Source organism: Microbulbifer agarilyticus S89, assembly GCF_000220505.1.
In the GTDB taxonomy this organism is placed as follows: Bacteria; Pseudomonadota; Gammaproteobacteria; order Pseudomonadales; family Cellvibrionaceae; genus Microbulbifer; species Microbulbifer agarilyticus_B.
Map to the genome: position 1 here is coordinate 82673 of NZ_AFPJ01000032.1, position 22846 is coordinate 105518.

At 59.0% G+C, this 22846-nt stretch carries 20 protein-coding genes; 11 read left to right on the forward strand and 9 right to left on the reverse strand.

Annotated features, from left to right (window positions below; genetic code table 11):
- Positions 1-158: 158 nt before the first annotated feature.
- Both AS89_RS17285 and ampC read right to left on the reverse strand, forming a co-directional pair.
- Complete coding sequence (locus tag AS89_RS17285) at positions 159-956, reverse strand: 4'-phosphopantetheinyl transferase family protein (RefSeq protein ID WP_010132360.1); 798 nt, start codon at positions 954-956, stop codon at positions 159-161.
- 46 nt (positions 957-1002) lie between these two features.
- Positions 1003-2217, reverse strand: a complete 1215-nt coding sequence (ampC, locus tag AS89_RS0109630) for a class C beta-lactamase (RefSeq protein WP_010132362.1) — start codon at positions 2215-2217, stop codon at positions 1003-1005.
- Positions 2218-2497: 280 nt separating this feature from the next.
- On the opposite strand from ampC, the gene AS89_RS18200 reads away from it, so the two are divergent.
- Positions 2498-3088 (forward strand): NUDIX hydrolase, encoded by a 591-nt coding sequence (locus AS89_RS18200; protein ID WP_010132364.1) that lies wholly within the window; start codon positions 2498-2500, stop codon positions 3086-3088.
- A gap of 21 nt (positions 3089-3109) precedes the next feature.
- On the opposite strand, the gene hutG is transcribed toward AS89_RS18200, so the two are convergent.
- Complete coding sequence (hutG, locus tag AS89_RS0109640; RefSeq protein WP_010132365.1) at positions 3110-4063, reverse strand: formimidoylglutamase; 954 nt, start codon at positions 4061-4063, stop codon at positions 3110-3112.
- A complete protein-coding gene (hutI, locus tag AS89_RS0109645) occupies positions 4047-5276 on the reverse strand; it encodes an imidazolonepropionase (RefSeq protein WP_010132366.1) in 1230 nt (409 codons plus the stop codon). Before hutI ends, hutG begins: the two co-directional genes overlap by 17 nt.
- 361 nt (positions 5277-5637) lie before the next feature.
- On the opposite strand from hutI, the gene hutC reads away from it, so the two are divergent.
- The 3 genes from hutC to hutH all read left to right on the forward strand — a co-directional run bounded on the left by hutC (position 5638) and on the right by hutH (position 9903).
- Positions 5638-6375: a histidine utilization repressor gene (hutC, locus tag AS89_RS0109655; protein WP_010132368.1), complete on the forward strand. Its 738-nt coding sequence runs from the start codon at positions 5638-5640 to the stop codon at positions 6373-6375.
- A 251-nt stretch (positions 6376-6626) separates the two neighbouring features.
- Positions 6627-8318: a urocanate hydratase gene (gene hutU, locus AS89_RS0109660; RefSeq protein ID WP_010132369.1), complete on the forward strand. Its 1692-nt coding sequence runs from the start codon at positions 6627-6629 to the stop codon at positions 8316-8318.
- Between the two features lie 34 nt (positions 8319-8352).
- The gene (hutH, locus tag AS89_RS0109665) at positions 8353-9903 is read left to right on the forward strand and encodes a histidine ammonia-lyase (protein ID WP_010132370.1); all 1551 of its coding nucleotides are present in this window, start codon (positions 8353-8355) and stop codon (positions 9901-9903) included.
- Between the two features lie 92 nt (positions 9904-9995).
- Here the strand turns inward: hutH and AS89_RS0109670 are convergent, their stop codons facing one another.
- From AS89_RS0109670 to AS89_RS0109680, 3 genes are all read right to left on the reverse strand, one after another.
- Positions 9996-10283 carry a superinfection immunity protein gene (locus tag AS89_RS0109670; RefSeq protein ID WP_010132372.1) on the reverse strand — a complete coding sequence of 96 codons (288 nt, stop codon included), beginning with the start codon at positions 10281-10283 and terminating at the stop codon, positions 9996-9998.
- 98 nt (positions 10284-10381) lie between these two features.
- Positions 10382-11014 carry a hypothetical protein gene (locus tag AS89_RS0109675; protein WP_010132373.1) on the reverse strand — a complete coding sequence of 211 codons (633 nt, stop codon included), beginning with the start codon at positions 11012-11014 and terminating at the stop codon, positions 10382-10384.
- Complete coding sequence (locus tag AS89_RS0109680; RefSeq protein WP_010132375.1) at positions 11011-11508, reverse strand: RNA polymerase sigma factor; 498 nt, start codon at positions 11506-11508, stop codon at positions 11011-11013. The genes AS89_RS0109675 and AS89_RS0109680 overlap by 4 nt, the downstream gene beginning before the upstream one ends.
- 284 nt (positions 11509-11792) lie before the next feature.
- On the opposite strand from AS89_RS0109680, the gene AS89_RS0109685 reads away from it, so the two are divergent.
- From AS89_RS0109685 to AS89_RS0109715, 7 genes are all read left to right on the forward strand, one after another.
- Positions 11793-12194 (forward strand): MerR family transcriptional regulator, encoded by a 402-nt coding sequence (locus AS89_RS0109685; protein WP_010132376.1) that lies wholly within the window; start codon positions 11793-11795, stop codon positions 12192-12194.
- A 44-nt stretch (positions 12195-12238) separates the two neighbouring features.
- Positions 12239-13408 carry an isovaleryl-CoA dehydrogenase gene (locus AS89_RS0109690; RefSeq protein ID WP_010132377.1) on the forward strand — a complete coding sequence of 390 codons (1170 nt, stop codon included), beginning with the start codon at positions 12239-12241 and terminating at the stop codon, positions 13406-13408.
- A 176-nt stretch (positions 13409-13584) separates the two neighbouring features.
- Positions 13585-15192 carry a carboxyl transferase domain-containing protein gene (locus AS89_RS0109695; protein ID WP_010132378.1) on the forward strand — a complete coding sequence of 536 codons (1608 nt, stop codon included), beginning with the start codon at positions 13585-13587 and terminating at the stop codon, positions 15190-15192.
- Positions 15193-15243: 51 nt separating this feature from the next.
- Positions 15244-16041: an enoyl-CoA hydratase/isomerase family protein gene (locus AS89_RS0109700; protein WP_010132379.1), complete on the forward strand. Its 798-nt coding sequence runs from the start codon at positions 15244-15246 to the stop codon at positions 16039-16041.
- A 211-nt stretch (positions 16042-16252) separates the two neighbouring features.
- Positions 16253-18256: an acetyl/propionyl/methylcrotonyl-CoA carboxylase subunit alpha gene (locus AS89_RS0109705; RefSeq protein ID WP_010132380.1), complete on the forward strand. Its 2004-nt coding sequence runs from the start codon at positions 16253-16255 to the stop codon at positions 18254-18256.
- A gap of 32 nt (positions 18257-18288) precedes the next feature.
- Complete coding sequence (locus AS89_RS0109710; protein ID WP_010132381.1) at positions 18289-19209, forward strand: hydroxymethylglutaryl-CoA lyase; 921 nt, start codon at positions 18289-18291, stop codon at positions 19207-19209.
- 101 nt (positions 19210-19310) lie between these two features.
- Positions 19311-20570, forward strand: a complete 1260-nt coding sequence (locus AS89_RS0109715; protein WP_010132382.1) for a DUF945 family protein — start codon at positions 19311-19313, stop codon at positions 20568-20570.
- 114 nt (positions 20571-20684) lie between these two features.
- Here the strand turns inward: AS89_RS0109715 and AS89_RS0109720 are convergent, their stop codons facing one another.
- Positions 20685-21038 carry a DUF4870 family protein gene (locus AS89_RS0109720; RefSeq protein ID WP_010132383.1) on the reverse strand — a complete coding sequence of 118 codons (354 nt, stop codon included), beginning with the start codon at positions 21036-21038 and terminating at the stop codon, positions 20685-20687.
- Positions 21039-21146: 108 nt separating this feature from the next.
- Positions 21147-22475 carry a response regulator gene (locus AS89_RS0109725; RefSeq protein ID WP_138976388.1) on the reverse strand — a complete coding sequence of 443 codons (1329 nt, stop codon included), beginning with the start codon at positions 22473-22475 and terminating at the stop codon, positions 21147-21149.
- Positions 22476-22846: the final 371 nt, after the last annotated feature.

A 22846-nucleotide genomic window follows, 5' to 3' on the forward strand; every position in this document is an offset into this window, starting at 1 on the left:
ATTATTGGTCAATCGTACAAGGTTTGCGCTAATCTGGCGCCCTGATCAGCAAGATAACGTATAAGACACGCAAACCCGCAAAAATTCCCGCCCATTTACGCTTTTTACGGCCTATTTGCGTCCGTCGGTTCACTTTGGCGCGCTCACGAAAAATGTTTTCAGCGACTATCGGCACGTCCCAGCACCAGAGATTCCACCCCGACTACCGAGACACGAAAACAAACTTGATGCCGCCGCGGCAACTGGTACTGCCGTGCAAAGTCTTCGCGCAATTGCAGCAGCAAAATGCGCTTGTCCATTTCTATGGATACCAGCCGTGCGCATTCAAAACCAAAGTAACAGCGTACTGAGGGATACAGGGCTTTAAACAGGCTCTCCTTGGCGGAAAAGATCAGCGTGGTTGCCTGCGCTGGGCGCAACGGTGAACTGGCGGTCAATAGCTGTTCATCCGCAGTAAGGATGGAAGGCTTCACCTCCTCACACACTTGCGGGGTCATCCAGTGCTCGCGATCGATCGCCAGGTAGCGGAGCTGTGTTGCGCTGGCGAGCACACAGGCAGCCTCATCGCCACAGTGGGTAATGCTGCCGATGACCCCGTTTGGCCAAAGTGGATTGCGGTGCCTACCAATACCGATAGCGGGAACAACCCGATCCCGCGGCCGCAGCTCCGCCAGCAATGTGCCGGCGAGGTAGCGGCCAGCGAGAAACTCCGCCTGACGCCGGGGCACAGCCTGAGCTATCTCTTCGGGCAACAGGATGCCCGCTGCAGTGAAAAGCGCCGGGGAATAGCGCTCGACATCGAAACGGCAGCTGGCCTGATAAAAGCCCGCAGCATCGTGCCGCTCACACGCCAGGTCGAGAATAAACCCGCTGCGGGTCAGTGCCCGGGCCGAGACCTGTGCCGACGCCTGCACTTTTGCCTGTGCTGTTACTTGTTGCACCGGTGGAAGATCCATTCGTTCAATCCGCGGCAGCGCCGACCGCACACTCACGCGCTACCGATCATTCTGTGGCTTCAGCAGGTGCGGCCACGACTTCGGGAAGCAGTGACTGCAACAGCGCATACAACATTTCGACACGCGCCTGGTTGGGAAAGTACTTATTCGCCAGCATCACAAAACCAAACCGCTGCTGAGGTATAAATGCGACATAGGTGGAAAAGCCTCCGGTGGAGCCGGTCTTATTGATCAGTACATTGTGCTGTGGCGCCATGGGGGGGTGGATTGCATCCACCGGCCGGTCTCCACTGATATTCTTCCAGTCGTTACCGGCGAGCAACCGGGTTCGCGCCAGTGGCAGCGCGTATTGCTCCCACACCATATCCTGCACGTAATACTTGGTGCTGAAATAACCGGTGCGGGTTTTCTCCAGCGCCTGCTGCAGGTCCTCATCGACCTTCACCAGTTGCATCTGAGCAGCAATATAGCGGGTCAAGTCTGCAGCGCTGGCGCGTACACCATAGGCCTCCTCAGCCAGCAGCCCCATGTTTACCCGCACCGGCTCGTGCTGCCGGTTATGCCCCTCGGCGTAATTCGCCATTTTCTCGGCGGGGACCTGCACGTAGGTTTCAGATAATCCCAGGCCTCGAAAAATATATTTATCCATTGCCACGGCAAACGGCTGATTCAGGCTGCGTGCGGCAACCAGGCCCAACAGGCCACTGCTTGGGTTGGAATACGTACGCTTGCTACCGGGAGTGTACTGCGGTTGCCAGTCGCGAAAATAACTGAGCAACTGGTCTTCGTCCTGCACCGCGGACGGAACCTGTAGCGGGAAGTGCCCCGCGGTGTGGGTCGCGAGATTGAGTACCGATACCCGGTCCATGGCACTGCCACGCAGCGGCGGCAGGTAAGCACTCACCGGCTTGGCAAAATCCAGCGCGCCTTTGACTTCTGCATACGCCGCCAGGGTGGCAGTGAATGTCTTGCTGACCGAGCCCACTTCGAACAGGGTGTGTTCGGTTACCGGCTCACCGTCTTCCAGGGCCGTCTCACCCAGATTGAAAAAATGCGGTTCGCCATCGATGGTAAGGGCCAGCGACATGCCTGGCACACGGTATTTTTCCACCACGGGCTGGATCGCTGCCACCACCGCGGCCTCAAGCTGATCGGCGCTAATTTTCGCGCCAGAATCCGCGTGGGCCATGCCGCTCAGGATAACCCCGGTAGCGGCAAGCAGGCTCTTCAGTGAGCGTGAAACAAACGGTGAGAGCGACATCTTGTATTCCTTATTGTGGCAACCGCATACCGGCGATGGAAACTCACGGGCGTGTTTTTTGTCTGACCCTATACCCGGGATAAAGTGCAGTTTAGCCGGAATAACTTTCCGCCCCCGCGTATGCACCTAAAATGTGCACATAAACTAGCGCTCGAAAGATGCCGCCACAGTCGGATACACTTTACCCACAATGCACTCGGCTGCATGGCCACCCTAACCCGCTGGCCCTGGGGCCTGGTTGTGCGCCATTAATGACCGCGAGACAAGCCGTACCGGACCCATGCGATCTTTCCTGTTAAAAAGCTTCCTCTTTCTGCTGGTACTCGCGGTACTGGCGGCAGGGGTATTCGTGGCTTTTCCGGGATTGAAGTATGAGCTGTACCGCAAGCTCCCCCCCAAGATCCGCTGGAATATTTCCTACGCCCTGACAGACAAGTTTGTGGTGGGGATGGTGTATTTCGTCGAGCGCAACAATCAACTGCTGCTGGTGCGCCACACCTATCAGGACAAGTGGTCGCTGCCTGGCGGCTGGGTGGAGCGCAATGAGTCGTTTGAGGAATCGGCGCGACGGGAACTGCGTGAAGAGCTGGATATCAAGATCGACGATTTCGAGGTGCTCGAGGTCGACAAGGTGCCGCGCTCGGGCATTATCAATATTGCGGTTCGCGGGCGCCTGAAAGACAAGCAGGTGGCAATCCGCGACGGCGAAATCTACGGCTACCGCTTCTTTGACCTGCATCGCCTGCCGGAAGATGTCATTTACACCCACAAACCGTATATCAAGCGCTATCTGGATGCACGGCGGCCTCCGCGGCAATTGCCGGTGGAAGAGCCGGCGCCGCCCTCGCCACCGGAGCGGCAGTCGCCGTGACGCTACCGCGGGCGGCGAGCGTCAGCCCTTGATGCCATTGGCAATCTGAAACACTACCCGCGCGGCAGTGCGCGCCGCGTGATCTTCAATATCGAAGTAGGGGTTAAATTCGGCGATATCCGCCAGACAGACCTTTTTCGATTCCAGCACCGTATCCAGCAGCGGCTCGAACAACTCGAAGGCCACACCGCGGCCAGCGGGCGCACTCACTGCGGGCATGGTCGCCGCGGGCAGGAAGTCCAGGTCGATGGTCAGGTACACGAAATCCACGCGGTCGATAAAGTCAGCGATCTGGCGCTGAACCAGCTCGATGCGCCAGGGCACGATCTCTCGATCGGAGATGACCTGCGCGCCCAGCTCTTCCGCACGCTGATACAGCGCCGGAGTATTGGCGGTCGCCGCAGCACCCACGCAGAGATAATTAAATGGTCGGCCATTCAGATCGCACTGTTCCGCGATCTGGTAAAACGGGGTACCCGATGAACCCTGCGGCGCAGGTAGCCGGATATCCAGGTGGGCGTCGAAGTTGATAATACCCAAGGTTTTGTCCCGGTGCTGCTCGCGCATCCAGCGCGCGATACCCTGGTAACTGCCGTAGGCAATCTCGTGGCCACCGCCGAGCACCATGGGAAAGTGCCCAGCACTCATCAGCTCGGTAATGCGCGCGCCGAGCATCGCCTGCCCCGATTCCAGATCGTCTTTTTCCACGCGCACGTTGCCCGCATCGTAAAGGGGCGCGCCGAAGGTCTTGGGCAGATTGGCCAGCGCCAGGCGCAGGATACGCGGGCCCTTGGCGGCACCGATCCGCCCCTTGTTACGGCGTACGCCTTCGTCACTGGCAAAGCCCAGAATCGAGAATCCCGGCGGGCTATCCAGATGCAGCGGCACTATGTCCTGATGCCAGCGCTTGCCTGCTTTGCCGTCTTCACTATCGACGCGGCCACTCCACAGGCGCATATCAGCCAGCTGTAACATGATGTCCCCCTAAAAACATTTCTGCGGGTTTCAGCGCACCCACCTCATAGGCAAGCTGGTCCGGCGTGTCCATCGGCCACAGTGCCATATCCGCGCGCAGTCCCGGGCGCAACACACCCCGCGAGCAACAAATCCCCAGCGCGCGCGCCGCGGAGCGCGTCACGCCGGCGAGCGCTTCCGCTGGGGTCAGGCCGAACAGGTTGCAGCCCATATTCATCATCAGGCGCAGCGAGGCGATCGGGCAGCTGCCCGGATTCAAATCGGTGGAAATCGCCATGGGTACACCGGCGGCGCGCAGCTTATCCACCGGTGGTAGGCGGGTTTCCTTCAGCGTGTAAAACGCACCGGGCAGCAATACCGCAGCGGTACCGCTCTCCGCCATCGCCGCGACATCTTCGTCGGTGATGTATTCAATATGCTCCACCGACAACGCGCCTGCACTGGCTGCCATCTTGGTGGCGCCGGTGGAGGCGAGCTGCTCCGCGTGTACCTTGACCGGCAAATCGAGTTTGCGTGCCGCGCTGATTACCCGCTGGCACTGTTCCACCGAGAAGGCGATGTTTTCACAAAACATGTCCACCGCGTCGGCCAACTGTTCCCGCGCGACCGCAGGCAAAATTTCGTTGCATACCAGGTCGATGTATTCGTCGGCGCGGCCATCGTATTCCGGTGGCAGGGCGTGGGCGGCGAGGCAGGTGGTGAGGACGTTCACCGGGTAGTGCTGGGCGAGGCGGCGTGCCACGCGCAGTTGCTTCAATTCATTGTCGAGGTCGAGGCCATAACCGGATTTGATTTCGATGGTGGTGACCCCTTCGCGCATCAGGGCTTTCAGGCGCGGTTCGGCGGCGTGATACAGCTCTTCGGCACTCGCGGCGCGGGTAGCGCGCACGGTGGACAGGATGCCGCCGCCCGCGCGGGCGACCTCTTCGTAGCTTTCGCCACCCAAACGCCGGGCGAATTCACTGGCGCGGTGGCCGCCGTAAACCAGGTGGGTATGGCAGTCGATTAGCCCTGGGGTCAACCACTGCCCCTCGCCATCAATCACCAGATCCGCCGTCGTTTCCGGCAGCTCCCGGCGCGGGCCGATCCAGACAATTTTGTTGCCCGTCACCGCCACCGCAGCGTCTTCCACCGCGCCGTAGGCGCCGGGCAGAGACGGATCCATCGTGGCCGCATGGACATTGGTAATCAGCAGATCACAGCGTTCGGTCATAGTCGCTCACTGAATTGGCGTTATTTGTAACCATAGCCCTGTTTGGGGGGATTTGGCGCGGATTCTCACAGGCCCAACGAGACCTCGTGGGCCCGGTCACTGGGTGTGGGGTTTCAGGACCGCTGCGAGTACATCCATGTACGCTTCGGCGCCGCCATCCATGGCGACGACGATCCTGAAACCCCACACCCAGCACCCGGCCTTCGATTCAAGCCTTATTGGCATGAACCCGATTAGGGAAGACCGCCAACTATTGACAGCCAGCCTCACCAAATTCATAGTTGGCTCCAACTAGACTTGTATATACAAGAATGTACAAGATGGTAGCCACTTTACCCGAGCAGGCAAAGACCACACAAGTATGAGCAGTCAGATTTCCAGCACGACCACCGGGGCCAGCAGCCAACCGCGCTATGCGGCGATCAAAGCGCACATCCGCGCGCAGATCGAATCCGGTGAGTGGCCGGCCCACTTTCGTGTGCCCTCGGAGAACCAGCTCGCCCAAGACTTCAACGTCAGCCGCATGACCGCCCGACGCGCCCTGTCAGAGCTCACCGACGAAGGCGTACTCATGCGCTCCCAGGGCCTCGGTACCTTCGTGGCCGAACCGGTACCGGCCGGTTCTCTGTTGGAAGTCCGCAATATCGCCGACGAAGTTGCCGCACGTGGTCATAGCTACGGTAATCGCATCCTTAAATTGGAACAGACCACCGCCAGTAACGAAGTGGCCGTTGCTCTGGGTCTCGCCGAAGGCGCGGCGGTGTATCACTCGATCATCGTGCATCTGGATAACGGCCTGCCAATCCAGTTCGAGGAACGCTATACCAACCCCACACTGGTGCCGGAATACCTGCAACAGGACTTCAGTGCGGCCACACCAAACGAATACCTGACCCGCGTGGCCCCGTTGACCGAAGCCGATACCACGGTGGAAGCCATTGGCGCGGACGGCACTGTCGCAGAGGCGCTGGAAATCGATAGTGGAAGCGCCTGCCTGCAGATCTGGCGGCGCACCATGAGCCGTGCGGGCACTGTGAGTTTTGCGCGGCTGGTACACCCGGGTAATCGATACCGGCTCGGCGCACAGCTGAGGTTTTGATAGTCAGGTAAAAAACTACAGAAATACAAATTGAAGGCGAGGTGCCGGGGGGAGGTTTTCAGGATCGTCGCAAACAGGAAGTTTGCGCCGAAACACCCAGGGATGGGTTCGCAGGGGGGCGCCTAGCCTGGTCCTGAAAACTCTTACCCGGTGGCCTGCCGCCACAAGACACACAAATGAACCCCGGGGCCAAAAGCCCCAAGAAAATCCAATTCAAACTATCCACAGAATTTGGAACAGACGAGGCAACCATGACCGACAAACGTCACGACCCTAGCCGCAAGATTGCCGCACCCACCGGCACCAAACTAAATGCAAAAAGCTGGCTTACCGAAGCCCCGCTGCGCATGCTGATGAACAACCTCCACCCCGACGTAGCCGAACGCCCGGAAGACCTTGTCGTGTACGGCGGTATCGGCCGCGCCGCACGCGACTGGGAGTGCTACGACAAAATCGTCGAAGTGCTGCAACGCCTCGAAGACGACGAAACCCTGCTGGTGCAATCCGGCAAACCCGTCGGCGTATTCAAAACCCATGCCGACGCTCCCCGCGTACTGATCGCCAACTCCAACCTAGTACCCCACTGGGCCAACTGGGAACACTTCAACGAGCTGGATAAAAAAGGCCTTGCCATGTACGGCCAGATGACCGCCGGCTCGTGGATCTACATTGGTTCCCAGGGCATCGTTCAGGGCACCTACGAAACTTTCGCCGCGGTAGCACGCAAACATTTCGATGGCGGAGCTACAAGCGGAAGCGGGGCAAGAGGCAAATGGATTCTCACCGGTGGACTCGGCGGCATGGGCGGTGCCCAGCCACTCGCCGCCACTATGGCCGGCTTCTGTATGATCGCCGTCGAGTGCGACGAAACCCGCATCGACTTCCGCCTGCGCACCGGCTATGTGGATAAAAAAGCCACCAGCCTCGACCAAGCCCTGGCAATGATCAACGACGCCATGGAAAAAGGCGAAGCCATTTCCGTGGGCCTGCTTGGCAACGCCGCCGACGTTTTCCCGGAAATTGTCGAGCGCGGCATCCTTCCCGACTGTGTTACCGACCAGACCTCTGCCCACGACCCGCTGAACGGCTACCTGCCGAAAGGCTGGAGCATGGAACACGCCGCTGAGATGCGTCAGAAAGACGAAGCAGCCGTGGTAAAGGCTGCGAAAGAATCCATGGGCATTCAGGTCGAAGCCATGCTCGCTCTACAGGAACGCGGCTCGGCCACTCTCGACTACGGCAACAACATCCGCCAGATGGCCTTCGAAGTAGGTGTGGAAAATGCCTTCGACTTCCCGGGCTTTGTACCCGCCTATATCCGCCCGCTGTTCTGTGAAGGTATCGGCCCGTTCCGCTGGGCAGCCCTGTCCGGCAACCCGGAAGATATTTACAAAACCGACGCCAAGGTAAAGGAACTGATTCCGGACAATCCGCAGCTGCACAACTGGCTGGATATGGCGCGCGAGCGCATTCAGTTCCAGGGACTGCCAGCACGTATCTGCTGGGTAGGCCTGAAAGACCGCGCGCGCCTGGCACTCGCCTTCAACGAAATGGTGGCCAACGGCGAACTGGAAGCACCGGTGGTGATCGGTCGCGATCACCTGGACAGCGGCTCCGTTGCCAGCCCCAACCGCGAAACCGAATCCATGCTGGACGGCAGCGACGCCGTCTCCGACTGGCCCCTGCTGAACGCACTGCTAAATACCGCCAGCGGCGCCACCTGGGTCAGCCTGCACCACGGTGGTGGTGTGGGCATGGGCTTCTCCCAGCACTCCGGTGTGGTGATTGTGTGTGACGGCACCGAAGCCGCGCGGAGACGCATCGAACGCGTGCTGTGGAATGACCCGGCCACCGGTGTTATGCGCCACGCCGATGCGGGCTATGACATCGCCAAGAACTGCGCACAGGAGCAGGGTCTCGACCTGCCGATGCTCAAAGACTAAAAAATTTTGCGAAGAAATTTGCGGTAAAAAGATTATGTATCAACTGGAAATTATCCCGGGCCAATTGAGCCTGGAACAACTGCGCCGCGTTGCACGGGAACCGGTGCAGCTGTCGCTACACAAAGACGCCCACGCAGCCATCAAGGCCTCAGCAAAAACCGTGGCGGATGTGATCGAACAGGGCCGCACCGTATACGGAATCAATACCGGTTTTGGCCTGCTGGCTAACACCCGCATCGAAAAGAAAGACCTGGAAACCCTGCAGCGCGCCATCGTCCTGTCGCACGCAGCCGGTACCGGCAACTTTATGGATGCCAATACCGTGCGCCTGCTGATGGTATTGAAGATCAACTCCCTCGCGCGTGGTTTCTCCGGCATCCGCCTGGAAGTGATCGAGGCACTGATCAAGCTGGTTAACGCCGGCGTTTACCCGGCGATCCCGGAAAAGGGTTCCGTGGGCGCCTCCGGTGACCTGGCGCCGCTGTCACATATGAGCGTGGTGCTGCTTGGTGAAGGTGAGTGCTTTATCAATGGCGAACGCAAGTCCGCCGCCGAAGGCCTGAACTTTGCCGGCATGACGCCGCTGGTACTGGCGCCGAAGGAAGGATTGGCACTGCTGAACGGTACCCAGGCCTCCACTGCCTTCGCACTGGAAGGCATGTTTGCCGCGGAGGACCTGTTTGCCGGCGCGGTGGTAACCGGTGCACTGACCCTGGAAGCGGCCAAGGGCTCACGCCGCCCGTTCGACGACCGCATTCACGCAGCGCGCGGACAGGTTGCCCAGCGCGACGTCGCCGCCAGCTACCGCGACCTGCTCGGCACGGCCAGTGATATTGGCGACTCCCATGAAAACTGTGAAAAGGTACAGGACCCCTATTCCCTGCGCTGCCAGCCACAGGTAATGGGCGCCTGCCTGCAGCAAATCCGCTTTGCCGCCGAGGTATTGCTGGCGGAAGCCAACGGTGTTTCCGATAACCCGCTAGTGTTTACCGACGAGGAAAACCCGGAAAACTCCGACATCATTTCCGGTGGTAACTTCCACGCGGAGCCGGTGGCCATGGTTGCCGACAATTTGGCCCTGGCCATTGCCGAAATCGGCTCTCTGTCCGAACGTCGCATGGCGCTGCTGATTGATTCCAACCTGTCCGGCTTGCCACCTTTCCTGGTGGACAACGGCGGGGTGAACTCCGGCTTTATGATTGCCCAGGTGACCTCTGCAGCGCTGGCCAGTGAAAACAAAACCTTCGCCCACCCGGCGAGCGTCGATTCACTGCCCACCTCCGCCAACCAGGAAGACCATGTTTCCATGGCCACCTTCGCCGGTCGTCGCCTGCGCGACATGGCCGACAACACTTGCGGGATTCTCGCGGTGGAATTGCTGGCCGCTTGTCAGGGCCTCGACTTCCGCGCGCCACTAAAAACCACCGACAAGCTGGAAAATGCCAAGGCCGCTCTGCGCGAGCGCGTACCTTTCTATGACAAGGACCGCTACTTCGCGCCGGACATCGAAGAGGCCAAGCAACTGCTGGCGAGCGCCTATTACCGCGATTACCTGGCCACAGAAATGTTGCCCAGCAATCAGTAATTAGCCTGCCGCCGACCTTCGCTTGTACGCAGTGCTCATCTGCGCATGAGCGAAGGTCTTTCTACTTATGCCTTAGCCTTAGCCTGCAAACGTTAACTAGCGGCTGCCTGCTGGGACTCGTACTTCTTCGCCAGCTTGCCGCTGAGCTTTCCCGTCACCGCCCACACCAGTAACGCCACCCAGGCAATCCACGATAGTCCTGCGGGCACATTGGCGAGAAAGATTTTCCCCAAATGCTTGCGATTGAAAAAAATCGCCAGCAGGCTCGGCAAAAACCACACTGCAAAGAAAAACACCACAAAGATCGCAGTCTGCACTGGGTCCAGTCCCGCCAGCAGCGCGAAAAAATCCTGGGCTTTTTGTTCAAGGTTCGACAACATAAGCAAGGTCTCTATATCTGATGGAAAATTGAATCAGGTTGTTCGATCGACGCTTGCGGTAGTACCGGCGAACAGGACTTTCTTACAATTTATTTTTCTTATTTTTCATTCGTTGCAATATTTTCTCGTTGCCAGCGATCAATCTGCTTTGCGCTGCGCTGTATACGGCGCCAATAGCACAGGCTCCATACGGCCATCGCCAGGGTAAACACACCGAGTAGTCCGATGCTGGCGGCACTGTTTTGCCCGAAGATGGGCTCCAGCCAACCAAATTGCGACAGCCACTGCCACAGCGCAAGAATCACCAGCTCGGCGACAAACAGCAGCCATGCGAATTGTAGGGTGCGACGCTTGCGCACCAGCCGCAGCCGCGCGCGTTCCAGATACGCCTGCGTGGTTTCCTCCAGCGGCGCCGACAGGCCTCGACGATTGGAGACCGAGAACGCCATTGCCCCGACCAACAACACCAGTACCAGCAGCGCACGCCACGGTGCGTCGCGCACCTCACTGGCCAGCATCAGGTAAATCCCGAAAAACCCGACCACTATTGCGGCACCCCATTCGAGCAGCGCGTGCAAGCGCATCTTCCGCTCCTCGCGACGAATCCTGTTGCGAATAGCGTCCGGCACCGTCGGCGCAATCGTCACTTGCTGCCACACTTCCGCGAGAGCCTGCAGTTCGTCATTTTCTGCCGTATCGTTTGTCAGCTTGTTGTCTGCGTCGCCATTCATACCGTCTTACCCAATTTTGTATTCAAGCGCTCGCGGGCACGATTCAGGCGCACCGCCACATTGGACTCACTGATACCCAACACTTCGGATATCTCGCTGTAGCTGAGTCCCTCAAAGCGCAGGCTCAGTACCTGGCGCATGCCCAGGGGTAGCTGGGCCACCGCGCGCATCAGCCGCTCGGCGTCCCGCTCTCGTATCAGGCTGCCTTCCGGTCCCGGCCGCTCATCACACACACTTTCCAGCAGGTCGCTGTCGCCCGTGTCACGTCGTCGCACCAACTGGGTCACGCTGCGGTTGTGGGCAATGCGGTAGACAAAGGTGCGCAGGCTCGAGTCGCCGCGGAAATTCGGCAGTGCCCGCCAGATGGCCATCCAGATTTCTTGCACGAGATCTTCCTGCTCTGACCGGTTTCGCACGTAGCTGCCTGCGACACGGGCGATACCGCCGCCGCATTCGTCCACCAGCTGCTGAAAGATTTGTTCCCGAGTGTCCAAGTTATCGTTATCTATCCGTTGAAATGGGCCGCTGAGCCATCACTGGCAGCAGTTGCTACGGGCTACTGTACCCAGCGGGACGGAAACCTTACAAAAAATTCCCGCTTTCGGCGCAAGCGTTGCCTCCGCTGCAGGCCCCGCGCTCCCGACACGCTGACACACTATTCATCTTCACCTGCGAACTCTCAAAACCCCAAAGCCCATTTCGGTCACATTCTGGCCCAGATTGACGTTTACGTTAACGTAAACGTCAACTAGACTTCGGGCAGATCAGAGGACCCCAGATGAACGCCACCGCCACCAATAGCGCCGACAGCTACAGCATTTCTGAGCTGGCCCAGGAGTTCGGGATTACCACCCGCACCATCCGCTTTTATGAAGATAAGGGGCTGATCAGCCCGGAGCGGCGCGGGCAGACGCGGGTGTACTCACCGGAAGACCGGGTGCGCCTGAAGCTGATCCTGCGCGGCAAGCGCCTGGGGTTCTCGCTGGATGAGAGCCGGGAAATCATCGATATGTACGACCCGGCCCACGGCAATGTGGAACAGCTCAACCGCCTGCTGCAGCGCATCGAAAGCAAGCGCGAGCAGCTGCGCCAGCAGCAGCGCGACATCGAGAAGGTGCTCGCGCAGCTGGATGAAGCCACCGCCCGCACCCAGGCGGCTCTTCAAGAACACAGTAACTAATTTCAACCTAATACCACTCTGACTGAGTCATCGCGGAGCAACCCATGAATACGCCTTACCCAACTCTCAACTTCGGCCTCGGTGAAGACATCGAAATGCTGCGGGATATGGTCTACAAGTTCTGTCAGGCAGAACTGGCCCCGCGCGCAGCACAGATCGACGAGGACAACCTGTTCCCCGCGGATATGTGGAAGAAGTTTGGTGAACTCGGCCTGCTGGGTATGACCGTCGAAGAAGAATACGGTGGCTCGAATATGGGTTACCTGGCCCACGCGGTGGCGATGGAAGAGATTTCGCGCGCCTCGGCCTCTGTCGGCCTGTCCTACGGCGCGCATTCCAACCTGTGTGTAAACCAGATCCGCAAGAATGGTACCCCGGAGCAAAAAGCCAAGTACCTGCCGAAGCTGTGTTCCGGTGAGCATATCGGCGCGCTAGCCATGAGTGAGCCAAACTCGGGTTCCGATGTGGTGAGCCTGCAGTTGAAGGCGGAAAAGAAAGGTGACCGTTTCATCCTGAACGGCAACAAGATGTGGATCACCAATGGGCCGGATGCGCACACCTATGTGATCTATGCGCGCACCGAGCCGGGTATCAGCTCCGGTGGTATCACGGCGTTTATCGTGGAGCGTGGGTTTAAAGGTTTCTCCCAAGCGCAGAAGCTGGACAAGCTGGGCATGCGTGGTTCCAATACTTGTGAGCTGGTGTTCGAGGATTGCGAAGTACCGGAAGAGAATATTCTGGGCCAGCTGAACGGCGGTGTGCGTGTGCTGATGAGCGGCCTGGATTACGAGCGCACGATTCTGTCTGGCGGCCCGGTGGGCATTATGCAGGCGTGCATGGATATCGTTGTGCCGTACATTCACGAGCGCAAGCAGTTCGGCAAGGCGATCGGTGAGTTCCAGCTGATGCAGGGCAAGATTGCGGATATGTATGCGGACCTGAATGCGAGCCGTGCGTATCTGTATGCGGTGGCACAGGCTTGTGACCGCGGTGAGGATTCGCGCAAGGATTCTGCGGCGGTAATCCTGTTTACTGCGGAGCGTGCCACGCAGATGGCACTGCAGGCGATCCAGACCCTGGGCGGCAATGGCTACATCAACGAGTACGCCACCGGCCGCCTGCTGCGCGATGCCAAGTTGTATGAGATTGGCGCGGGTACTTCTGAGATTCGTCGTATGTTGATCGGGCGCGAGCTGTTTAACGAGACTCGCTGAGTTTCGTAGGTAGTTTCGGGGCGGCACTGCTGCCGGGACGGGTTCACTGGACATGCCGTGAACCCATCCATGGGGGCTCTTCTAAAACATCCCTGTTTTAGAAGGTCCAGCAAACCCGTCCCGGCATCAGTACCTGCGCATGTAATTTCTGTGTTCTAACCAACAAAATGATTTCTATGAACCAGATTCAGACCAAGATTAATTCCCGCGATCCCGCATTTGCGGAAAACCGTGAGCAGATGCAAAGCATCGTCGACGACCTGCGGGAGAAACTGGAAGCCATCGCCAAGGGTGGTAGTGAGCGCGCGCGCGAGAAGCACGTATCGCGCGGCAAACTGCTCCCGCGTGATCGTATCGATGCACTGCTGGATCCCGGCAGCCCTTTCCTGGAATTCTCCCAGCTCGCCGCCTTCGATGTATACGGTGAAGATGTGCCGGCGGCGGGGATTCTGACCGGTATCGGCACCGTATCCGGCCAGCCCTGTGTGATTGTGGCCAACGATGCGACGGTAAAAGGCGGCACCTATTATCCGCTTACCGTGAAGAAGCACCTGCGTGCGCAAGCCATTGCCGACGAGAACAATCTCCCGTGTATTTATCTAGTGGATTCCGGTGGCGCTAACCTGCCGCGGCAGGATGAGGTATTCCCGGATCGCGAACATTTCGGGCGCATCTTCTTTAATCAGGCGAACCTGTCGGCAAAGAATATCCCGCAGATCGCAGTGGTGATGGGTAGCTGCACCGCCGGCGGAGCCTACGTTCCAGCCATGGCAGATGAGTCCATTATGGTGAAGGAACAGGCCACCATTTTCCTCGCGGGGCCGCCGCTGGTGAAAGCCGCGACCGGTGAGGAAGTGACTGCGGAGGAGCTGGGTGGTGCCGAGGTGCACTGTAAGACGTCCGGGGTTTCCGATCACTTCGCCAACAACGACACCCATGCGCTGCAGATCGCACGTAACTCTGTGGCTCGGTTGAACCGAGTCAAGAATCCGGGCGTGGACATCAAGAAGCCGATCGAGCCGATTTACCCGCCGGAAGATATTTACGGGATTGTGCCGAAGGATTCACGCCAGCCGTTTGATGTGCGCGAGATTATTGCGCGTGTGGTGGATGGTTCTGAATTTGATGAATTCAAGGCAATGTACGGCACCACACTGGTAACTGGCTTTGCGCGTATTCACGGTTACCCGGTGGGCATCGTCGCCAACAACGGCATCCTGTTTGCGGAGAGCGCACAAAAAGGCGCGCACTTTATTGAGCTGTGTGCACAGCGCAACATTCCGCTGGTATTCCTGCAGAACATCACCGGCTTTATGGTGGGCAAGCAGTATGAAGCCGGCGGCATCGCCAAGCACGGCGCCAAGATGGTGACCGCGGTGGCCACCGCCAAGGTACCCAAGATCACTATTTTGATCGGCGGTTCTTTCGGTGCCGGCAACTACGGCATGTGCGGCCGCGCCTACGACCCCAACTTCCTGTTTATGTGGCCCAACGCGCGCATTTCCGTGATGGGCGGTGAGCAGGCGGCAGGTGTACTGGCGCAGGTCAAGAACGACCAGATGACGGCAAAAGGCGAGAGCTGGAGCGAGGAAGAAATTGCCAAGTTCAAGCAGCCGATCATCGACGATTATGAACACCAGGGGCATCCCTACTACGCGTCGGCGCGCTTATGGGACGACGGTGTGATCGACCCCAAAGATACCCGCACGGTATTGGGTTTGTGCTTGGCCGCGGCCACCCACAAAGAGCCCGAGGAAACCAAGTTCGGCGTTTTCCGCATGTAGAATGTTGGCTACACCGGCCAACCCTCTACCTATACGAATTAAGGAAAGAACATGAGCGATAAAATGCTGTGCGAAATCGATAGTGAAGGCGTCGCGACGGTAACCCTCAACCGTCCCGAGATTCACAACACCTTTGACGACGACCTGATTCGCCAGCTGGGCGAGACCTTCGACAAGCTCGCCAACAGTGGCGGCGTGCGCGCGCTGATTCTCGCCTCCAATGGCAAGAGCTTCTCCGCCGGCGCCGACCTGAACTGGATGAAGCGGATGGCGGAGTACAGCGAAGAGCAAAACCGTCAGGACGCAGCGGCGCTCGCGGCCATGCTGCACAAACTCGACCAGTTCCCCGCACCGACCATCGCCCGTGTGCAGGGTGCCGCCTTTGGCGGTGCCGTTGGACTGGTGAGCTGCTGCGATATCGCGATTGCCACCGAACGCGCCAGCTTCTGCCTGAGCGAAGTAAAAATCGGCCTGCTGCCCGCCACCATCAGCCCCTATGTGATCAACGCCATCGGCGCGCGTCAGGCACGCCGTTACTTCGTCACTGCCGAGCGCTTTTCCGCAGCCCGTGCCCAGGAAATCGGTCTGGTTTCGGAAGTGGTAGCCGAGGGCGACCTGGACCTGACCGTACAGAAACTGGTGAACAGCATTACCGACAACGGCCCCAATGCCGTCACCATGGCCAAACAACTGGCCATGTCCATGTCTAACCGGGTAATCAATTCGGAGCTGCAGGGCCAGACCAGTGCACTGATTGCCGCTGTGCGGGTTTCCCCGGAAGGTCAGGAAGGGTTGAGTGCGTTCTTGGAAAAACGCGCACCCAGCTGGATGAACACCAGCGAAGACTAAACAAATACCAAAGCGCTAACGCAGCGCAGAGGTTTCATTGAAGGCCGGGCATCGGGGCTGTGCTTTCAGGATCGTCGTCGCCATGGATGGCGGCGCCGAAGCGTACATGGATGTACTCGCAGCGGTCCTGAAAGCCCAGACCCGGTGACCGGCCGCCACCAAGCCGGAACAGAGCTCCACCAAGAGCGCGAAAAACCAAACAGAGCCAGCCATGATTCGCAAACTGCTGATCGCCAACCGCGGCGAAATTGCTTGTCGCATTATCCGCACCGCACGCCGCCTGGGCGTTGCCACCGTCGCGGTCTATTCCGATGCAGACGCCAATGCCCTGCACGTGCAGCAAGCCGACGAAGCCGTGCACCTGGGCCCGGCGCCCGCCAAAGAATCCTACCTGGATATCGACAAAGTCCTCGCCGCCGCCAAGCGCACCGGCGCCGATGCCATTCATCCAGGCTACGGCTTTCTCTCTGAGAATGCGCACTTCTGCCGTGCCTGTGAAGAAGCCGGCATCATCTTCGTCGGCCCACCGGCTGGCGCCATCGAAGCCATGGGCTCCAAGTCCGCCGCCAAACGGATTATGGAAGAAGCCAACGTACCGCTGGTACCCGGCTATCACGGCCAAAGCCAGGACCCGGGCATTCTCGAAGGCCACGCCAACCGCATCGGCTATCCCGTCCTGCTGAAAGCAGCCGCTGGCGGCGGCGGCAAGGGTATGCGCCGGGTCGACAAGCCCGAAGATTTCCATGCGGCCCTCGATGCAGCCAAGCGCGAATCATTGAATGCCTTCAATGATGACATCATGTTGATCGAGCGCTACGTGGTGAATCCGCGTCATGTCGAGATCCAGGTGTTCTGCGACAAACAGGGTAAAGGGGTTTACCTGTTCGAACGGGATTGCTCGGTACAGCGCCGTCACCAGAAAGTAGTGGAAGAAGCCCCGGCCCCCGGCCTCTCCGCCGAAACCCGCAAGCAAATGGGTGAGGCCGCGCTGCGCGCCGCACATGCGATTGGCTATGTCGGCGCCGGTACAGTGGAATTCCTGCTGGATGCCGGTGGCGCCTTCTACTTCATGGAGATGAATACCCGTCTGCAGGTAGAGCACCCGGTCACTGAAATGATCACCGGTCAGGACCTGGTCGCGTGGCAGCTCGCGGTGGCAGCCGGCGATCCCCTGCCACTTACTCAGGATGACCTGCACATTGTCGGCCACGCCTTTGAAGTGCGTATTTATGCCGAAGACCCGGATAACGACTTCCTGCCCGCCACTGGCAAGCTGTTGCGCCACCAGCCGCCACCAGAAACCCAGTCTGTGCGCGTGGATACTGGGGTGCAAACCGGCGATGAGATCAGCGTGCACTATGACCCGATGATCTCCAAGCTCATCGTGCACGGCAGCAATCGCCGCGAGGCGCTGGCAAAACTCGATCGCGCCCTGCAGCACTATCAGATCGCCGGCCTGCGGCACAATATTGAGTTTTTGCGCCGCGTGATTAATCACACCGCGTTTGTGAACGGCCGGGTGAACACCCATTTTATTGAAGATCACGAACAGGAAATCCTGCAACAGGAGCAGCAACTGCGCTCACAACAGTGTGCCGCTATTGCCGTATTTCTTGCCCACCGCGAAACTCGCGACCAGCACCGCTCTGCCCCCCGGGCCGACGCCTATTCACCGTGGCATAGCGGCAACAACTGGCGCAACGGCCTGACCGTCTGGCGCAGCCAGAAAGTGGAAGTACACGGACGCGAAATCGACATTCAATTTTCCGGCAGCGAGCAGAGCCTGCACTGGCGTTGCAGCGCGGCCGTGGACAACCAGAGTGGCACCGTTTCCGCATTGCACGGGCAAGGTGTCGCGGTACTGGATGGGCGTCGAGTCAATTATTCCAGCGTATCCCATGATGACGAAGGCACAGTATTTGTCAGCGGCGAGCAGGTCGATTTTAAAATTCTGCCACCGGATATCGGCGAAGGTTCCGATGCAGCGCACGGACTGGAAGCGCCAATGAACGGCACCATCGTCACCCTGCTGGTGGAGCCCGGGGCGCAGGTCGCCCAGGGTGACCCGCTGCTGGTGATGGAGGCGATGAAGATGGAGCACACATTGCGCGCGCCGGCAGACGGCACGGTAACGCAATTCTTCTGTGCCACCGGTGAGCTGGTGGATGGCGGCAGTCTGCTGATCGACTTCAGCAGCGAGGCTGCCGAGACCTAACCGGCAAAGAAAATATTGAGAGGTTCAAGGCAATGTCACTGCCCGACAAAGTGAAAATTGTGGAAGTCGGCCCCCGCGACGGACTGCAAAATGAAAAGCAGCCGATTTCGGTGGAGACCCGCGTGCAGCTGATCGACCTGCTGAGCGACAGCGGACTGCAGGTGATTGAGTCCGGCAGCTTTGTCAGCCCCAAATGGGTGCCGCAAATGGCAGCCAGCGAGGAAGTCCTTGCCGGTATCCGGCGCGCCCCCGGCGTTACCTACAGCGCGCTCACCCCCAATATGGTCGGTTACGAGCGTGCCCGGGAAGCACAGGCAGATGAGGTTGCGGTATTCGGAGCGGCCTCAGAGAGCTTCACACGCAAGAACATCAACTGCTCCATCGAAGAAAGCCTCGAGCGCTTCCGCCCGCTGGCCGAGCAAGCCCGCATGGATGGCATTCCGGTGCGCGGCTATGTGTCCTGCGTGCTGGGCTGCCCCTACGAGGGTGATATACCCGCAGCAAAGGTTGCCGAGGTCAGCCGCGCCCTGCTGGACATGGGCTGCTACGAAATCAGCCTCGGCGACACCATTGGGGTTGGCACCCCTGAGAAAGCGCGTCACATGATCGAGACCGCGGCCAAGGCAGTCCCGTTGGAAAAACTCGCGGTGCACTTCCACGATACCTATGGTCAGGCGCTGGCAAACATTTACGCGGCGCTGCAGGCGGGTGTGAGCGTGGTGGATTCCGCGGTGGCCGGTCTCGGCGGCTGCCCTTATGCGCGCGGCGCATCGGGCAATGTGGCCAGCGAAGATGTGCTGTATATGCTCGAAGGACTGGGTATCCACACCGGTATTGACCTGGGGCGACTCGCCAAAGCGGGCAACTTTATTTCCCAAGCACTGGGGCGAGAGAGCAACTCCAGGGTCGCGCGGGCCATCGCCGGTGAAAGCGGCTGCATTAAAGGGGAGTAAGTCGCCTTCCTGGTGGGGGCAATAGAAGCACCGGGGTCACTAGATTCATCTTGATCTGCTACTATCGGGCGCTCTTATTCACTTGCCTGAAATTTGTCCGCATGAAAGTCTTACGTTTTGGCCTTATCGCCGTCACCTCCCTGCTGTTGCTGGCCGCTCTGATCGCACCCCGCCTGATCGGCCCCCAGGTAGAAATGGTGCTGCAACAGCAACTCAGCCAGCAAGACAATATCGAACTGACCGGCTATCAGCGCGGCTGGTTTGGCGCCGAGGCGGTGACCCTGCTCATCGGCAAAGACGGCAAGACCGAAACCCAGAGCGAGATCCAGCACGGCCCCGTGCTGTTCACCCGTAGCGGTCTAAAGGTCGGCGCCCTGTATGCGGAAACCCGCCTGACCGGCAAGCAACTGGAACCGTCCCTGCGTCACCAGCTGGAGGCCTACTACGGCCCGCTCAGTCAGGTGCTCGATGACAGTCCGGTGGTGGTCGAAACCCTCGTTGCCACCAACAACCGCGTAATCAACACCCTGCATCTGCAACCCATCGACCGCAACGTGGCCGATCAGCAAATCCAGTTTGCCGGGGGCAAGATTCGCCTGGTGACCGATTACACGGGCCAGCAGCAAGATAGCCGCTTCGAATTGGGTGAGTTTGTGCGTATGGATGGCCACCGCGAAGCACTGTACCTGCAGTCCGCCAGTGGCGATTTCACCCTGGCGTCCACCGGCGCGGGCACCCTGCAAGTCAAATTGCCACTGGTGCGCACCAACAATGATTCCGGGCCCGTGGAACTGCGCGATGTTGCACTGGACTACACCGGCGAACTGGTGGCACCAAAGACCCTGAAGGTGCAAACCGCCATCAACCTGCCAGACATTCAGTCCGCCACACCCGCCAGCAGCCTTACCCAGCAGCTGCATCTGCCGGCGGTGACCTATGACGACCTGCACCACTTTCTGTACAGCCTGTTACTCAAGCCCTCGGCCGAGCGCAACTGGCCCCAGGTGTTCCAGCGCCCGCTGCAGGCCCAGCAACAGCTGGATATCGCGACCGCAAACGGCCCCATGCAACTGCAACTGGATGTGGACTGGAAAGGCATCCCGCGCAGCCAGCGGGTGCAGAACGACAAGCTGTTCTGGCTGGACAACCTGGAGGGCAGCGCCAATATTTCGGCTGCCGAGCAGGCGCTAATGCAGTCGCCGCTGATCATGCAGGCAAGCGCGCTAAAGCAGTACGGCTTCCTGCTGGAAGAGAACGGCCAGCTGACCATGCACCTGCAGCTGGATAAGGGGGTTCTGGCGGTCAACGGCCAGCAGCTACCTGCGGACCTGTTTGTACTTGCGCTGATGGGCGGGCTCTAAACCGCGCTCGCGCCGTTTTGCAGACAAAAAAAGAGCGGCCAATTGGCCGCTCAACGGTTTTCTCTCACCGTTTATCGTTACAACTTCCATTCTTTCATCATTCTGCGCTGCAACTTAAGAGTAAGCAGGCCGATTGTCCGATAGGTTCAGCCAGCCCCGCACTACGCGATAGACCACCCAAATCCAGCTGATTCCCCAGACCACGAAACCAATCAGAATCCACACCGTCGCCCAACCGATTACAAACCACAGCAAGCTGTACCAGAAGGTGCGGATTTGCCAGCGGAAATGGGACTCCGCCAGGGTGCCGCGCACATCGCCGCGCTTGACGTAATTGATAATCACGCCCACAAAGAAAGGGACCGCGGTAAAAATACTGATGGCCTGGATCAGGTATACCAGGGTGGCGATATCGCGAGCAGAGCGCTCGCGTTCCGTTTGTTGCTCAACAGGGTACTGCTCGGACATGGCTCGACTTCCATTTATTTGCATTCATTCAACCAGCGCTAAGTGTAAGCGCTATTGCTCCTCAGGATAACCACTGCCAGCGGCTACCCATCGTGACAATCGCCGGGTTTATCTCAGCGCCCACTCGGTGTGGACGTTTTTCTCACGCCAGGATTTCAGCTGTTGAATGGAAGTGCGCATCAGCCCGAGGATCTCGGTGCGCTGGTGGCGGCAGTAATCGCGCTCACTGTCGATGGACAAGCGTGCCGACAGGGCCTTCAGGCGCCCAGAAACCACCTCTAGCCCAACACTCTCTGCCTCAGCGGCAATGGCTTGCGCCTGGTGTTGGGCATCCAGCCAGTGTCGTCCTGTCAGGGCACTGGTAAACGCGGTGATTTTCTTCGGCAGGTTGGCAAGGCGGTCTCCCAACAACTCCGCAAACGCCAGATGGCCAAGAGTGTCCCGTTGCCGCTCAAGGGTACTTGCATTCAGCACCTTGTTGGTTCGGCCAGGTTTACCCGCGGCAGACTTGCCCTGGGACTTCTGCTCCACCCAGCTCAGCAACTGCGTCAGCTGTGCGTCGGTTGGCTCGCTGGGCAGTACACCCGACAGCCCCTTCGCCACATAGTGCTCACGATCACCCTTTTTCAGATTGTCTAACATGCCGAATATCAGCAGGTTGTCATTGGAATAGTCGCCGCGCATTTTATTCGCCGTTTCTACCCCGTCGATCAGTGGCAGGCGCACATCGATCATCACCAGGTCATATTTGGACTTGAGGGCTGCCTCGGCGCCATCGACGCCGTTACTCTCACACCGCACCTGATGGCCACTGGCCTCCAGCCGCCGCCGCAGACTGGGATGGCTGTCATTCTCAACCAGCAGAATACTCAGGGGGTGATCCGTTTCTTCCATGCCCAGCGCAGCGGCAGCGGGTGCCGCAGCCGTCTCAAGCCCCTGAGGTGTATCCTGGCCTGCACGCTGAATCTCTTCGATATTGCTGCGCAAAGTGCGGCACTGACCCAGTGCCGCCTCGGCCAGATGTCGGGTTTCATCATCACCGCCGCGGGCGAGCAGGCTCATGGTGCTCACTAGCGTTTCCAGCGGCTTGCGCATGCGGTGGCCCGTAAGGGAAAGGAAATCCCGGTGCTCTTCCTGATTCTGCTCGGCGGAAAGCTTGACCTCCTCCAGCAGCTTGTCGCGCTCCATCAGTTCATGCACGCGCGCCTGCACTTCACGAAACAACTTGGCGTTCTCCGCCTGCAAGTCAGACACCCGTGCCGCGGCAGATTCCTGCGCGGCCTGCAGCTGCGCCCGCAGGCGCACCTGCACGACCACCACGCCAATCAGTACGATACCTGCGAGGAGCAACCAAATCAGGGGGACTCCGGTATCGAGTAATAGCGCCTGTCCGGGAAAGGCAAATGCCGGGGGCGGCACTAGGCTGGCCAAAAACATGGCAGCAACCGGGAGGGAAATTCTGGTTCTGGCAGCGAAAATACGGCTACTCGCCGAACGGCAGTAGGTCATGGTCATACTCATCCTTGAAACCATTGATATGTGCGGGTTAATCCTGCAACCCGATCAAAACCCACGTTGTAGACCCGTTAACGGGAAACTTATTGGAGGGTTTTGTGTGTGTCGGCATCTCGCTAGATTGCCGACGGTCATTCGCATCCTGCTCGCGAATTACTGGACGCGATTCCTGCGCCCATCTAGCTCTCTTCTAGCTCAGTGGAAAAGTAATATTAGCGGTGTTTTACACCAAACTACCGTGCCACTTAAGCCAATTTTACGCCAATATTCCCGAACGTGCCGGAATTCTTGCC

Coding starts and splice junctions, on each gene's coding strand:
- AS89_RS17285 (WP_010132360.1), bottom strand. CDS start 956: ATGGATCTTCCACCGGTGCAACAAGTAACAGCACAGGCAAAAGTGCAG.
- ampC (WP_010132362.1), bottom strand. CDS start 2,217: ATGTCGCTCTCACCGTTTGTTTCACGCTCACTGAAGAGCCTGCTTGCC.
- AS89_RS18200 (WP_010132364.1), top strand. CDS start 2,498: ATGCGATCTTTCCTGTTAAAAAGCTTCCTCTTTCTGCTGGTACTCGCG.
- hutG (WP_010132365.1), bottom strand. CDS start 4,063: ATGTTACAGCTGGCTGATATGCGCCTGTGGAGTGGCCGCGTCGATAGT.
- hutI (WP_010132366.1), bottom strand. CDS start 5,276: ATGACCGAACGCTGTGATCTGCTGATTACCAATGTCCATGCGGCCACG.
- hutC (WP_010132368.1), top strand. CDS start 5,638: ATGAGCAGTCAGATTTCCAGCACGACCACCGGGGCCAGCAGCCAACCG.
- hutU (WP_010132369.1), top strand. CDS start 6,627: ATGACCGACAAACGTCACGACCCTAGCCGCAAGATTGCCGCACCCACC.
- hutH (WP_010132370.1), top strand. CDS start 8,353: ATGTATCAACTGGAAATTATCCCGGGCCAATTGAGCCTGGAACAACTG.
- AS89_RS0109670 (WP_010132372.1), bottom strand. CDS start 10,283: ATGTTGTCGAACCTTGAACAAAAAGCCCAGGATTTTTTCGCGCTGCTG.
- AS89_RS0109675 (WP_010132373.1), bottom strand. CDS start 11,014: ATGAATGGCGACGCAGACAACAAGCTGACAAACGATACGGCAGAAAAT.
- AS89_RS0109685 (WP_010132376.1), top strand. CDS start 11,793: ATGAACGCCACCGCCACCAATAGCGCCGACAGCTACAGCATTTCTGAG.
- AS89_RS0109690 (WP_010132377.1), top strand. CDS start 12,239: ATGAATACGCCTTACCCAACTCTCAACTTCGGCCTCGGTGAAGACATC.
- AS89_RS0109695 (WP_010132378.1), top strand. CDS start 13,585: ATGAACCAGATTCAGACCAAGATTAATTCCCGCGATCCCGCATTTGCG.
- AS89_RS0109700 (WP_010132379.1), top strand. CDS start 15,244: ATGAGCGATAAAATGCTGTGCGAAATCGATAGTGAAGGCGTCGCGACG.
- AS89_RS0109705 (WP_010132380.1), top strand. CDS start 16,253: ATGATTCGCAAACTGCTGATCGCCAACCGCGGCGAAATTGCTTGTCGC.
- AS89_RS0109710 (WP_010132381.1), top strand. CDS start 18,289: ATGTCACTGCCCGACAAAGTGAAAATTGTGGAAGTCGGCCCCCGCGAC.
- AS89_RS0109715 (WP_010132382.1), top strand. CDS start 19,311: ATGAAAGTCTTACGTTTTGGCCTTATCGCCGTCACCTCCCTGCTGTTG.
- AS89_RS0109720 (WP_010132383.1), bottom strand. CDS start 21,038: ATGTCCGAGCAGTACCCTGTTGAGCAACAAACGGAACGCGAGCGCTCT.
- AS89_RS0109725 (WP_138976388.1), bottom strand. CDS start 22,475: ATGTTTTTGGCCAGCCTAGTGCCGCCCCCGGCATTTGCCTTTCCCGGA.